This is a genomic window from Algoriphagus mannitolivorans DSM 15301 (genome assembly GCF_000429425.1).
Lineage (GTDB): Bacteria > Bacteroidota > Bacteroidia > Cytophagales > Cyclobacteriaceae > Algoriphagus > Algoriphagus mannitolivorans.
Window position 1 is genome coordinate 248,778 of the sequence record NZ_AUBV01000004.1, and the last position, 13,978, is coordinate 262,755.

At 44.2% G+C, this 13,978-nt stretch carries 14 protein-coding genes; 10 read left to right on the top strand and 4 right to left on the bottom strand.

Annotation, left to right across the window (positions count from 1 at the left end; translation table 11 throughout):
- Positions 1 to 9: 9 nt before the first annotated feature.
- Positions 10 to 1,131, bottom strand: a complete 1,122-nt coding sequence (gene solA / locus G458_RS20120) for an N-methyl-L-tryptophan oxidase (RefSeq protein WP_035467749.1) — start codon at positions 1,129 to 1,131, stop codon at positions 10 to 12.
- Between the two features lie 43 nt (positions 1,132 to 1,174).
- Positions 1,175 to 1,765, bottom strand: coding sequence for a hypothetical protein (locus tag G458_RS0103700; RefSeq protein ID WP_026950716.1), 591 nt, complete (start codon positions 1,763 to 1,765; stop codon positions 1,175 to 1,177).
- Positions 1,766 to 1,951: 186 nt separating this feature from the next.
- Between G458_RS0103700 and G458_RS0103710 the strand changes: the two genes are divergently transcribed.
- The gene (locus G458_RS0103710; RefSeq protein ID WP_026950717.1) at positions 1,952 to 3,145 is read left to right on the top strand and encodes a tetratricopeptide repeat protein; all 1,194 of its coding nucleotides are present in this window, start codon (positions 1,952 to 1,954) and stop codon (positions 3,143 to 3,145) included.
- On the opposite strand, the gene G458_RS0103715 is transcribed toward G458_RS0103710, so the two are convergent.
- Both G458_RS0103715 and rbfA read right to left on the bottom strand, forming a co-directional pair.
- Positions 3,142 to 4,368: an FtsX-like permease family protein gene (locus G458_RS0103715; RefSeq protein WP_026950718.1), complete on the bottom strand. Its 1,227-nt coding sequence runs from the start codon at positions 4,366 to 4,368 to the stop codon at positions 3,142 to 3,144. The two genes, G458_RS0103710 and G458_RS0103715, sit on opposite strands and share 4 nt — an antisense overlap.
- Before the next feature lie 11 nt (positions 4,369 to 4,379).
- A complete protein-coding gene (gene rbfA, locus G458_RS0103720) occupies positions 4,380 to 4,763 on the bottom strand; it encodes a 30S ribosome-binding factor RbfA (RefSeq protein WP_026950719.1) in 384 nt (127 codons plus the stop codon).
- A gap of 85 nt (positions 4,764 to 4,848) precedes the next feature.
- Here rbfA and G458_RS0103725 point away from each other — a divergent pair, with 85 nt between their 5' ends.
- The 9 genes from G458_RS0103725 (at position 4,849) to G458_RS21760 (ending at position 13,973) form a co-directional block, all read left to right on the top strand.
- Positions 4,849 to 6,240: a hypothetical protein gene (locus tag G458_RS0103725; RefSeq protein WP_026950720.1), complete on the top strand. Its 1,392-nt coding sequence runs from the start codon at positions 4,849 to 4,851 to the stop codon at positions 6,238 to 6,240.
- 95 nt (positions 6,241 to 6,335) lie between these two features.
- On the top strand, positions 6,336 to 7,724 hold the full coding sequence (locus G458_RS0103730; protein WP_157359689.1) for a hypothetical protein: 1,389 nt from the start codon (positions 6,336 to 6,338) through the stop codon (positions 7,722 to 7,724).
- 208 nt (positions 7,725 to 7,932) lie between these two features.
- Positions 7,933 to 8,541, top strand: coding sequence for a DUF4255 domain-containing protein (locus tag G458_RS21315; RefSeq protein WP_051287004.1), 609 nt, complete (start codon positions 7,933 to 7,935; stop codon positions 8,539 to 8,541).
- Entirely contained in the window at positions 8,538 to 9,668 is a 1,131-nt protein-coding gene (locus G458_RS0103740) for a hypothetical protein (RefSeq protein WP_026950722.1), read from the top strand. The genes G458_RS21315 and G458_RS0103740 overlap by 4 nt, the downstream gene beginning before the upstream one ends.
- A 12-nt stretch (positions 9,669 to 9,680) precedes the next feature.
- A complete protein-coding gene (locus G458_RS0103745) occupies positions 9,681 to 11,396 on the top strand; it encodes a phage tail sheath family protein (protein ID WP_026950723.1) in 1,716 nt (571 codons plus the stop codon).
- 29 nt (positions 11,397 to 11,425) lie between these two features.
- Positions 11,426 to 12,871, top strand: a complete 1,446-nt coding sequence (locus G458_RS0103750) for a phage tail sheath family protein (RefSeq protein WP_035467694.1) — start codon at positions 11,426 to 11,428, stop codon at positions 12,869 to 12,871.
- A 30-nt stretch (positions 12,872 to 12,901) separates the two neighbouring features.
- A complete protein-coding gene (locus tag G458_RS0103755; RefSeq protein ID WP_026950725.1) occupies positions 12,902 to 13,336 on the top strand; it encodes a phage tail protein in 435 nt (144 codons plus the stop codon).
- 4 nt (positions 13,337 to 13,340) lie between these two features.
- Positions 13,341 to 13,814 (top strand): phage tail protein, encoded by a 474-nt coding sequence (locus G458_RS0103760; RefSeq protein ID WP_026950726.1) that lies wholly within the window; start codon positions 13,341 to 13,343, stop codon positions 13,812 to 13,814.
- A gap of 3 nt (positions 13,815 to 13,817) precedes the next feature.
- A complete protein-coding gene (locus tag G458_RS21760) occupies positions 13,818 to 13,973 on the top strand; it encodes a DUF5908 family protein (RefSeq protein WP_157359691.1) in 156 nt (51 codons plus the stop codon).
- Positions 13,974 to 13,978: the final 5 nt, after the last annotated feature.

Consider the following 13,978-nt stretch of genomic DNA (forward strand, 5'->3'; position numbering starts at 1 on the left):
AAAGGAGGATTACTCCAAAAGCTGAAGAGCAAGCTTTTCCCCCAGTGCGGCCGAATGCTTAAATCCATGACCTGAGCATGCCGAGACAAGCTGAGCTTTGGAGCTCCCGTTCCAGTTTTCCACCACAAATCTGGCATCTTCGGTCACTGTGTAAAAACAGACTTTCGATTTCAGAAATTCAGGCAGAAGTCCCTTGATTTTCCCTTTGACTTTGGTGTCCCAAAAAAGTTTTTGCTCCTCCAAACTGACCGTTCTAGCTAAGGCATCTGGATGTCCGCAATCCAAAAATGATTCTGTAGCCATTTTTACAGTTTTACCATCTAAAGAGGGAAATCCGTAGATAAAATCTTCAGGCTTGGGACCAAATCCCCACATCCACACCGGATATTGTGACCAATCCCCTAGCTCCGGATCAACCTTCACCCAATGCAAAATCTGGCGGCAGATTTTAAACCTTTGTCGATCTTTTGAAGGGAGAAAATCCTTCACCCAGCCGCCTGAAGAAATCAGAATTCTTTCTGACCAGAATTCTCCTTCGGTTGTTTTTAGGCAAAACCCACCTACCGTTTCCTCAATTTTCAATACCGGGCAGTTGGTTTGTAATTTTGCTCCCAGGGAACAGGCTAACTGAATCTGGGTGGAAATGGCCAACTCTGGACGAAGGAAACCTGCTTCTTTTTCCCGGTAAATCTTCCCCTTTTCGGGAATGTTGAAGGCAGGATAGAAGTCCTTTGCCTCCTCAGGAGTCAATATTTCATGGGAAATTTCCTGCTTTTGGGCAAAGCGAACGGTCCTTTCCCAAAAACCCTCAGAACCGTGTTTGGACCAAGGATCTTCTCCTGAATCTATCAAAATCCCCCCACAGGTGCTCATAATCTGTTTACCTGATTTCGCCTCCAACTCTTTCCAGATTTCATGAGATCTTTTGGCCAAGGCCACATAATCTTCTCCTTCGCCCACCGCTAGCCGGGTAATTCTGGTTTCACCATGGCTTGACCCCATTTCATGGGGAGGATTAAAACGGTCAATGCCGAGGACACTTTTTCCGGACTTACTCAATTGATAGAAAGCGGCGCTTCCCACAGCACCCAAACCGATGACTGTAAAATCGAATTTCTTAGGGTTTCCCATTTCCAAAAGTTAAAAAAGCCGGAGAATAATCTCCGGCTTTCCATTAGCTTTTTCCCATTTGTGCATCGATGAGTTCCCGTTTAAGTTTACGCTCTCTTTCCAATGTATTCTTCCGATGCTGATCAAATTCCTCCTGGATGTCTTCCAGATCCTTTTGGGCTTTTTTGACTTTCCCGAAACTTCTGAAGTATTGGATTGAAAAGAATGCCAGAAATCCGGCTAATCCTGCCACCAAGGTCCACATCATGGAGGAGTAAACTGTCTTTTGGATATTCATCCCCAAGAAGCTGAAGCTTTCCTGTTGGTCAATTGCAGCTTCCTTGAGCTCCACTTCCTGGGCAAGGTTCGCCGCAATTTGTCTAATGGAATCAGTTTGGGCGGCTTGCATAGCTTTTAGATCTCCCACTTGCTTTCTCATAGTTCTTAGAGAATCAAGAATGTTGGATTTTAGCTTTTCGAGATTAGTCTTTTTGACCACCTCGTAATCCTCAAAATTGTTGGAGATTCTATAAATGTATTCAAACTGGCTTTCGATCGTCCCGGAGTTGAGGGAATTTTCCGGCGTAGTATCTTGTGCAAAAGAGGCGGCAATTACGCCTGAAACAAAAAACAGGGATAGTATGATTTTTTTCATCTAATGGCTTTTTTCAGGGTACTAGGGGATACATTTTCAATAAACGTGCCTTTTTTGGGTTTCCTGAAAGATTTTTACTTGAATTTCACCACCTAAGAAGCAATAATTCGCCCGAACTTCCAGTATAAATTGGAATTTAATGAAGTTTAAAAATTTTATCTTGGAGCCAATTCTATCGATTAAACCATGAGAATTCACGCATTTCTTTTTTTGGTCACTTTCGTTTTTTTCGGAAATGCTTATTCCCAAAACCGTAATTCCAAAGAGGCCGGAATAGAAGCCTTTGAGCTTGAAAAGTGGCAAGAATCTGTCCAAAATCTGGACAAATGGCTGCAAATCAATCCAAGAGATCCCGAGGCCTATTGGATTCGAGGACAAGCTTGGGAAAGACTGGGAGAATTGGAAAAAGCACACGTGGATCTCAGCACTCTTCTGGAGCTTGATCCTGAGAATGCTGAGGCCCTATTTGAAAGAGGAAGGTTGAGATATCAATTGAAGCTTTTTGAAGGTGCCTTGGATGATTTTGAGGACTTTTTGCTATTACCTCCAGGTGAAACCAATCGGGTACTATTCAAAATTGCCCCGGGAGATTCAGGCGTTTCGGGGATTACGACTGTGCAATCCTTTGCCCCGGATGAGGCATATTATCACATGGGACTTTGTGCCATTGAGCTTAAAAATTATGAGTTGGCCATCAGTTACCTGGATTTGGCTACCGAGGAAAACCCCAGCAACCCGGATTATTATTCCGAAAGGGGAAAGGCTTTGGCGCGTTTGGGAGAAAATATGGCCGCTATAGAATCTTACGAAATTGCCTTGGACTTAGACCCTTCCCACAAACCAGCAAGACAGGGTCTGGCACAAGTCAGAAATGGCGGAGATGAGTTTTTGCTGGCAGAGCTGAATACCCTGATCGACTCTGGAGAAGCCAATTCGCAAACCTTCAAACAGCGGGGATTTTATCGTATGAGTCATGAAGATCTTAATGGTGCCCTTGAAGATTTCAGCAAGGCAATTCAAAAAGACAGCAACGACCCGGAAAATTTTTTCTACCTCGCCTGGGCCTATTCCCGCCAAAAAAACTGGAAAAAGGCAGAAGAGAACTACACCCAAGCGATTGAGCTGGAGCCCACAAATCCAGAATACTTTCTAGCCCGGGGGCAAAGCCGGTTTCAAAATGGGCAAACTGAGGGAGCATTGGCCGATTTCACGCTTGCGACATCCATTGACCCTGATCACGCTTCTGGACATTACCACAAGGGCATTGCATTTCAAAAGCTGGGTAAAAAAGAACTTGCCTGTGAGGAGTTTAAGCGCGGGATGGAGCTGGGAATGGAAGCATCTAAGAAGGCCTTTGAAAAGGCTTGTGGGAAGAATTAAAGTTGCTTGACCGTATCTACCTGAGAAGCCAGCCAAGCCGGTCTCCAAGAGGCCAAAAACGTAATTCCAATCACCGTGATAGATATCCAGATCAGATCTGTCCAAACAATCCTAACCGGGTAGGCGTCCACCACCGCAGAGGAGATGCCCAAGCTCACCAAGCCGAATTGCTCCTGGGCTAAGACAATCAAAAGTCCCAACACCAAACCAATTATTGCTCCGCTGAGCGCTATCAAGGAGCCTTGTTTCAGAAAAATCTTTCGAATCAAGGCATCCGGAGCCCCCATAGCTTTAAGCACGGCGATGTCTTTTCGCTTTTCGATCGCCAGCATACTTAGAGAAAAGAATATATTAAAAGAGGCAATGGCCAGAATAAAAGTCAGTGTCAAAAAGACAAATAGCTTTTCCAACTTGACGGTTCTGATTAATCCTGCATGTTGTTCATCTGCATTTTTCACCAGAAAATCCGGACCCAGGAAAGCCTTTAAGCTCTTTTGGACTTCGGAAATGGAATAGCCTTCCCTGACCTTAATTTCCAGAGATGTTCTTTTTTCACCGTAGTTCAACAGGGTGCTGACAAACCTCAATGGAGCGATCACATATTCATCGTCAAACTGCTGCTCAATGCTGAAAAACGCCTTGGGCTCAATCACCGCAGTCGTGTAAAGCTGTGAGGGATCGATACTTCCAGCTGATCTAGGAGCCTTGGGATAATAGACCTTCAGAAAAGAATTCGCTTCGTTGAGATTGACGGAAAGGAAAAACCCAACTCCCCTTCCCAGGATAGCTCCAGGTCTCAGGTCAGAGCCCAAAGTCGTGTCTCCCCAGAAATACCCTTTGGAAAATCTCCCCTGATCCAAAAAATTCGGAGAGACCCCTTTCAATCTGGCTACTAATTGGTTTCCATTGAACTCCACGAGGGCATTGTCTTCAATCACTTCGGTGAGAACCTCTATACCCTCCAGTTTTTCGATTTCCTGTAGCCATTCTTCCGATGCAACAAAGCTTTTCCCCAAAGTGGGTTCCACTTTGAGCTCAGCATCAAAACTGGCAAAAAGACTGCGGATGAGATCTTCCAAGCCGTTGAACACCGACATCACCACCACCAACGCAATAGTACCTACCGCCACGCCTACCATAGAAATGATGGACAAGACCGTGATAAAATTCCGCTTCTTTTTGCTGCGGAAATAGCGGACAGCGATGAAACTGCTGGTATTCAATAGTTCAGAATTTAGTCATTGTCTTCCTCTTCCTCCTCTTCTGGAGCCGGCGGAATATTCAAGTCAGAAATGACCTTATCCATATGTTGGGCATAGCTGGCAGATTCATCCGGGAAAAATGCCAGTTCAGGAATAATCCGCACACTTTTCCCAATTCTTTTGGCCAGGTGATGTCTGATTTCCCTTTTGTGATCATTGATCAACTCATAGGTCGACTTAGGATCTGCCAGTAAAAAGCTCAAGTTGACTTTAGCTACACTTAAATCAGGGCTGACCCCGACTCTGGTGACCGTCACCATGGCCTTTCCCACCAAGTGTCTGGCCTCTTTTTGAAAAATATCTCCCAGTTCCTTCTGGATCAATTTGGCGTATTTTTGTTGTCTTTTGCTTTCCATAGAAGTATTTATGGTACAAATTTAGCGAAATACTTGGGTAAGCTTTAATTTCGAGCGCAAACCAACCTCAATCCTCCGATCCGCCTTGTTTAGTTTTTTCCAAGTCAACGACCCTTTCAGACTTATCGGTATAGCAATATACATGATTGTGATTACGGTCATCTATCTGGTCTTTTTCCCATTTTCGGTTACAGAACCCACCCTGCTTTGGATGGTTTTGGGAGAAAGGCTAAACGACGGGCTAATACTCTATCGGGATGTCATTGACGATACAGGGCCACTTTCCGCAGGATTTTTCTCCATTATGGACTGGATATTTGGCAGAAATCAAACTGCCTATGAACTAGTCGGGAGGCTAATTATTCTATTTCAGATTTTCCACTGGAATTCTACCTTACTTCGATTTCGGGCATTTGATGAGAATACCTATCTGCCAGCAATTATCATGGCAGCCTTGTTCCATTTTTCCTTTGATATGCTGAGCCTCAGCCCCTCCTTATTAGGTAGTACATTTTTGGTGTTGGCTTTGGGACAGCTTTTTTCCCAAACCGTTTTGCAGAAGGAGACCTCTGAGTCAACACTTTTGATTGGGATATATGGGGGTTTAGCAGCTGGATTTCATTTGTATTTTGTCATCTTCCTACCATATATTCTCTTTACCGGAATTGTAATTTCAGGCTTTTCGCTGCGGCAAATTCTACTAGCCTTAACAGGTTTTATGCTGCCCGTAGTTTTGATGTTGGTCTTTTATTTTTGGAACAATGCCCTACCGGACTTGATGGACATTTTTCCCCTGCTTTTTACCTATCCAAAATACTCCTACCAATCCGTCATTTCTTGGTTGATCCCTGCTGGAATACCGATAATTCTGGCAGCAATAGGCCTTTTTGCCAGTTCTTTTTTCAGAGGAGCCACGATCAATCAGCAAAAACAAAAGCAGCTGATCGTCCTCTGGATGATTTTCTCGGCTTTGGTATTTTTTATCATTAAAAAGCAAGCCTCCTTCCAGCTGGTGGTATTTATTCCCGGTTTTTCCTATTTGCTGACTCATTTCTTCCTCCATTTTAAGTCAACTGTAGTCGGTAAATTGGCCTTTTACCTAATCTTCCTCGGCCTTCCAGTGGCTGGAGTCATGTATTGGCAATCCCAAACCCATAATTTTCACAATTATTTTGTTCCTGAAGCGACCGAATTCAAGGACATTCGGGACAAAGAAATCATGGTTTTTGGAGATGATTCCCATGCTTACTTATATGGGAAGTTGGGAGGCCCATTCCTGAATTTCCATCTTTCGAAGGAATACCTCCGAACAGAAAAAAGTCTGGAAAGTAAAACCCGAGTGTATCGAAAAATAAACCGCCAAAAACCAGAGATCATATTCGACCCGGAGGGTTTTTTCGATGAATTTATGATAGAATTTCCTGCAACCAAGTCTTGGTATCAAGAACAACAAAAGGGAATTTACCTTTTGAAATAATTTTTTAATTATTTGGCTTTCAGCCATATATAAGGTACTTTTAATTAATCTTTTTGGATAGTATCCTTCCTTTCACATTGCTTTTCTGTTTTTTTATGAATTCAATTTTTGACATTCTCGATGGGTTGCCTTACCATGAAAAAAGCCAGATTCTATGTTTCTGTGCCACGCGTAACTCTACCCAGTCCAAAATCTATCTCCTTCTCAAGGAGTATGTGGAAAATCCACATCAAGAGGACACTCACTACTCCTTGAAATTTTACGGAACTGAGCCCTGTCCCGCTTTTTCCCAGCTTAAAAAAAGAGTAAAAAAAGAAGTGCTCGAACTGATCTGCATGCTCAAGAAAACCACACCTTCGGGTGAGGCCATGGAACGGATCCATTGCACAGAGTCACTTTTACAAAGCCAAATTCTACTGGCTCGAGGGCTGATAAGTCCCGGCGCTAAACAATTAGAAAAAAGCCTTAAAACAGCGATTAATGCAGATTTCCCGGATTTGATTTTATCTATTTTTGGTACTGCACGGGAATATGGCTTGGAGGGAATCATCAGAAAAAAGGAGATACCAGAACTAGAAATGATTGTCAAAAACCATCTCCGTATTCTCGCAAGCCAATATTGCCTGAAGCAGCCGGCCGGCAATTCCCAAAAGTCCTTGCTATCCCCACTTCTTAGACAGCTCAATAAGGAAAAAAACACCTGGGAGATTCTTGCCGAAATCCGGTATGCCATTGACAAAAAAGACTTTGAAAAGGCAGACAAACTTCTTTCAGAATCCGAGGAAGTATTGAAAAAGGATCACCTCTCCAATGAAATTTTTGAAGAATTCCTTCTGGCAAAGCAGCAAGTTTTGCTTCAAACCAGCCAGTTTATACGGGTCCTACAGAATCATAAAGCGATTGACCTGTCCAAAATTCATCGGAAAGAAACCTGTCAGGAGCTGACCGAATACCAATGGTATGCTTTGTTTTACCAGGAGAAATGGGAGGAAGCACTGAACCTCCTGAAAAAAAACCTGAGTAAATCAGATCCTGAAAACATTCCAAAATGGAAATATTGGGAGGCGCACATTCGATTTGGGCAGAAATTATTTAAACCAGCCCTCCAACTGATCCACGATGGCCAAAACGAATTAAAAAAATCCCCTGACTATTATCTGGGTTCTAAAATGCTGGAACTGATGATCCTTTTTGACCAAAACGAAATGGACTGGCTAGACTACAAAGTGGAAAACCTAAGAAAACTCTTAGCTCGGTGGAAAGGGAAAATCAATTCCAGGATTGAAAGTGCATTTTTGGTTTTCATGTGTCTGATGAAAACCAATAAAATCGACCTCCAAGACCAGCTTGCAGAGCATACCCATCTTCATAAACTTCAATCCTGCACTGGAGAATATTCCTGGAGCCCTATCGATTTTGAATTGATTCGATATGATCATTGGTTTTCCAGTCATTTTCAGCTGTCAAGACTTGAAAATGCCTAAATGCTGAGAATTTCCAAGAATATTCCCTTTATACCGGGAATGTCATATTAAAGCTTTATTATTTTTATTTAGTGCTGATTTTCAGTTTTTTACAAAATCATACTTTTTAATTTTTCGCTTAAAAAGAGTCGATTTTGTCCTATCAATTGGCTGAAAGGCTTAATACCTTTTGTTTCATTGTTTTTTTTCACATTTAAAATTTTTAATCATGATTCATTCCACTTTGGAATTTTTGGCTGAAGAAATAAACTCCTTTGTCAAGCTCAAAGTCGGGGACCCCTTGACCAAACGGGTCTATCTCTCCGGGGTCACCAATGAATCAGGAATAGCCATTCCGGATCAATCTCTAGGGCTTTCATTAATCAATATTGAAGAAGAGCGAACCAATAAAGAGCAGCAAAGCAAATTCATCAACTCAGTGGGGAAAGTTGAAAAGCGGAATCCTGAAATTCAGCTGAATCTGTATGCCCTGATCACTGCCAATTTTCAAAACAAACCCAACCTCACCCAGACCGAAGACTACTCGGAAGGCCTGAAGCAGCTAAGCTACGCGATCGCATTTTTTCAAAGCAAAAATGTCTTCACTCAGGAAAACAGTCCTGCCATGGCAAGCTTTGATCCGAAGCTTAAAAAGATAATTGTTGAGCTATACAGCTATTCTTTTGAGCAACTCTATAATTTCTGGTCAGTGGTGGGTGCCAAATACCTACCCAGTGTCCTCTACAAGATCAAGACGATCCAAATTCAGGAAAATGCCCTTCAAGAAAGCGGAGAGCCTATTGAGCAAATTTTTCACACTTCACTCCATAAGCTATGAACATCATCTACACCAGACTTTTGGAATTGGGGATCCTCCACGACTACTTCCAGGACGGGAAAGCAAAAGACCTCCACCTCGCCCCGACTCAGGAAACGCTGTCCTTGTTCAAAAGCGGAAGAATGCTTTGGAGAGAAATCCCAGGTGGAATAGTGGTATTGTATAGATCTGAAAAGGATTTGATTACCCCAGAAGTCCAACTTTCCGCCCCACTTGACTTTTACTTTTACCTCTACAGCTCCAATAGTTCTCAATTTTTCAATATTACAGACCTCAGCAAAGGCTCCAGAAAATATCAAAAAGGGGATCTTTTGGCCTTCAAAAACAACCCCAGCAATGCTTCTCAGAATGCCAACAGTCCAGAAAAAATCAGCTTGGACTTTTGGGATGGAGGAAGACCAAAAGTCTTTACCCAAAAAGTGAAGCTTGAACCGATTCCATCCAAAGTCATCCTACAGGTTAAAAATCCGGCAGGCCAAAAGATCTCCTCGGGACCAGATCAAAATGGAAATCCGAAACCATTGGATTTGGAAATTATTCCGGATGATCAAGGAGAAATATCTTTTGAAATCAATCTACCAGGCCAGAACCAAGGGAATTACTCTTTTACGCTAAGGAACGCTGCCAATACGCAGGACCTTTGGAAGAAAGAGTATTTTCTGGCAGAGGATTCTTTGGGAAGTTTGGCCTTGGGCGTGGTTAAACTTTCCTATTTACCAGCTCCCGCTCATCTCTACGGTAGCAGGGAATATTACGCCTTGGACTTCAAGCGAAAATCCACCAAATGGACTTTTTTCATAGTAAGCCAAAATCAAAAAGTAGATCTATCCAGCGCCAACCTTTCCATTTTAGATAAAGGAAATCCCCCTGGATCTCCCTATTCGGTTTATAATTTTCAACGGGTAGGGGCATCTCCCAATGCAGATATCAAAATCAACAACAGCGACACCGTAGTATTCAAGTCTCAGGTACCCATTCCGTTTTTTGAAAGCCCAAAACTCAATTTGGAGCTTCGAAGAACTCCCGGCAACCGAGTGCTTTTTACCCATCTCCCTAATCCCTCCAGAAGTCATATTCCCAAAGTGGCTCCGGGAGAAGAAATCTCTGAAATCTATGTATTCATCTAATCCCAACTAAATATGGCAGAATTCAAAACCCCCGGGGTGTATATTCAGGAAATTTCCACCCTGCCAGCTTCCATAGTTCCGGTGGCTACTGCCATCCCAGCATTTATAGGCTATACCCGAAGCCGAATCCGGAACGGAACCACTTTCGGGGCAAATATCCCAGTTCGCATTTCCTCTTACTTGGAGTATCAGGAGATTTTTGGAGAGTCTTTTTATGAGCTCTATCAGATTACTATTTCCGATGGTCCAAACTTTAGTGTCACCGATCCTACAGAATTTTCACCATACCTGATGACCTACCAAGTCTATCTCTATTTTGCAAATGGAGGCGGACCGTGTTGGATTGTATCGGTTGGATCCTATGTGACTACACCTACAGGAGATGACATCAATGTGGCAGATTTGCTCAATGGTCTCAAGGCCTTGGAAGAAGAAGATGAGCCCACACTTTTGGTCGTGCCGGAGGCAACCCAGCTTTCAGATATCAACAGAAAAAGCCTCCATGAGCAGATGCTTGCTCAATGTGCCAAACTTCAGGATCGCTTTGCCATTTTCGATGCCCTGCACTATGACGGAAATACCGTTGCCCAAGATGGAACTGCCTTTCGGGCCGAAGTTGGAAACTCGGATCTCAAATACGGGGCAGCTTATTACCCCGGGATGGAGACCATTTTGTATCGAAATTTCAATCCCAATGCCCTGACCATCACAGATAATCGCGGAGGTGCTGGAGCGGGTCCATTTCATCAAAAAACTTTGGCAGAAATCGGCAATGGACAATCCTTTGCCACCGGCCGAATTACCATCTCTGATAATGACGAAATCGATGATGATAGCTTTAACATTGCGGGTGTTGTCGCTACTGAAGGAGCAGAATTTACCAAAGGAGCTGGGGTCGCGACCACGGCGGGAGCCTTGGAAACCTTCCTAAATGGTCAAGCGGATCTACCCTTTACTTACCAGAGAAATGCAGGCGTTTTAAACCTTACGGCTAAAGCACCTGGGGAAGCGGGAGCTTCACTTGTTCTTACCTATACACCAAGCGGTGCCGCGGGAGCGAGCATTTCTGGGGGTGGAACTTTCTCCTGGTCAGCTCCAGACAAAACACTGTTTAATTCCATCCTTTCCTTTTTGAAATCCAAGCTCATGACTCTTTATCCATCTGCGTCCATGGCAGGGATTTTTGCCAGAGTGGATAGTCAAAGGGGAGTGTGGAAAGCACCGGCAAATGTGGATGTAAGATCCATCCTCAAACCAGCAATCCCGGTGAGTCATGAGGATCAAGGTCTGCTGAATGTAGATGCTACCTCCGGAAAATCCATCAATGCCATTCGGTTTTTCTCAGGAAAAGGGAATCTGGTTTGGGGTGCACGAACCTTGGCCGGCAATGACAATGAATGGAGATACGTACCTGTGCGCCGACTCTTCATTTTTATTGAAGAATCCATTAAAAAGGCCACCGAATTCGTGGTCTTCGAGCCAAACGATGCCAATACCTGGCTGAGGGTAAAAACCATGTGCGAAAACTTCCTGTCCAACCTTTGGAGAGAAGGTGCGCTGGCAGGCGCCAAGCCCGAACAAGCCTTCTTTGTGAGAGTGGGTTTAGGCCAAACGATGACTGCTCTGGACATTCTGGAAGGCCGAATGAATGTAGAAATCGGACTGGCGGCAGTAAGACCGGCGGAATTTATCATCCTGAAATTCTCCCATAAGCTTCAGGAATCTTAAAACCATTTTTCCACAAAATCCCAAAAATCATGTCCAATTACGCCACCCCGGGAGTCTATATCAAAGAAATTTCCACGCTCCCAGCATCCATTGCAGCAGTGGAAACGGCCATTCCGGCCTTTATAGGCCATACCCATATTGCAGGGCCATCCAATGGTCTCAGAGGAATCCCAACCCGGATCACTTCCATGCTGGAATACGAATCCTTATTTGGCTTTGCCAATCCCGAATCGATCACGGTATCCATCTCGGATACTTACACAGGAGAAAATAACCAGCCTGCCAAGCAGGTGGCCAGAAGTATTTCAGTGAGTCCGATTACCCAAAGTAGCTATGAAATGTACTACGCCCTTCGATTGTTTTTCGACAATGGGGGAGGCCCTTGTTTCATAGTTTCGGTCAATGACTTCACCGCTGCCCCAACGGTGGGAAATAGTACTACCGCAACAAGTTTGCTTGGCGGATTGGCTGCCTTGGAAAAAGTTGATGAACCAACATTGATCGTATTTCCGGACAAACTTTCTCTGGCAAATGCCAAATCTGTATATGACCAGGCCTTAGCCCAATGTGAAAAGCTCCAGGATCGATTTGTGATCATGGATGTAAAAACCAATACCGCCAATCCAATTACCGACGCGGATAATTTCAGGAATACCGGAATCGGATCTGGAAGTTTAAAATACGGAGCTGCTTATTATCCCAACCTAAAAACGGCCCTGACCATTGGATACAATTCCGGTTCTGTGACGATTAATCAAACTCATTCTTATATAGGTACGGGCACCTCAAATCCAGCCATCACCAATCCTGCAAATGGTTCGAATTTGGATGCCTTGTCGGCTTCAGACCCCAGTTTGCACAGATCAATTTTAGCTGCACTCGCCAAACAATACGCGACCGTATCCCCTTCAGGGGCCGTTGCGGGTGTTTTTGCAAGAGTCGATAGCCAAAGGGGAGTGTGGAAAGCTCCAGCCAATGTGGACATTCGGTCCATCATCGGTCCCGCAGTAAAAGTGACTCATGAGCAGCAGGCTAGCCTAAATGTAGATGCCTCTTCGGGGAAATCCATCAACGTGATTCGCTCCTTTACCGGTAAAGGAACCTTGGTCTGGGGCGCAAGGACTTTGGCTGGAAATGACAATGAATGGCGCTATGTCCCCGTCAGAAGGCTTTACATATTCATCGAAGAATCTGTAAAAAAAGCCACCGAATTCGTGGTCTTTGAGCCCAATGATGCCAACACTTGGCTTCGGGTAAAGACCATGATCGAAAACTTCCTTTCCAAATTATGGAGAGACGGGGCCTTGGCCGGAGCCAAGCCAGAGGAAGCCTTCTTTGTCAAAGTGGGACTTGGTCTGACCATGACTGCCCAGGATATTCTCGAAGGCCGGATGAATGTAGAAATCGGACTCGCCGCTGTGCGTCCAGCTGAATTCATTATCCTCAAATTCTCTCACAAACTCCAAGAATCATAACCTTTTTCTGACATCTAAATCCCAAAAATCATGGCAGTAGCATATCCAGTTTCCGTCTTTCATTTCCAGGTTGAATGGGGCGGTACGCGCATAGGATTCACAGAGGTATCCGGCCTCACCATCGAATTGCAAACCATTGACTACCGGGAGGGAAGCTCCTTGGAATATCATGTTTCCAAAATGCCGGGCATTCCTCAATACTCCAACATCACCTTGAAAAGAGGCGTGTTCAGAGCAGACAATGAGTTTTTCCAATGGCTCAATACCGTGAAGAAAAATAACATTGAGCGAAGAGATCTCACCATCAGCCTGCTCAATGAAGAGCACGAGCCCGTCATGGTCTGGAAAGTGAAAGAAGCCTTTCCATGTAAAGTTGAAGGTCCCACGCTGAATTCCACCGGCAATGAAGTGGCCATCGAAACCATCGAGCTCTGTCACGAAGGTTTAGGAATCGAAACCCCTTAAATAAATGGCCCTGTTCTATCCCCCTACCGGATTTCACTTTTTAGTGCGGTTTGAAGGTCTTCTTCTCAAATATCCAGGATTCCCTGATGTGGGATTTCAGGAAGTGGGAGGATTGAGCGTCGAAATCGCAGTGGAAGAGTATGCTGAAGGAGGAGAAAACAGATTCAAACACCGGATGCCCGGATCTGTGGGCTATGGTAATCTTTCCTTAAAACGTGGCATGCTTAGCGGATCTCCCGCGGCAAAATGGTTCAAAGATGAAGTGGAAGGATTTCAGTTTGAAGCCAATGACATCACGGTCGTCCTCCTCAATGAGGATCATGTCCCCTTGCAAGCTTGGAATTTTCTGAATGCTTGGCCAGTCAAGTGGAGCATCGAAGGCCTCAATGCAATGGAAAACACCTTAATGATCGAATCCATTGAGTTTGCCTACCAGTATTTCCGAAGAATTTCTCCAGGAGACCTCTTGCCTTTCTAGCCTATGCCTATTCAAATCAATGAAATCCGAATCTCTGTGGAAGTCAATGCTTCCAATGAAACTCCGACTGGACAATCTAGTCCCAGCCCAAGTACAGACGCGATTATGAAAGGCATGCGTGAAATGGTCAAAATGATCAAAGAAAAAAACGAACGATAAAATCA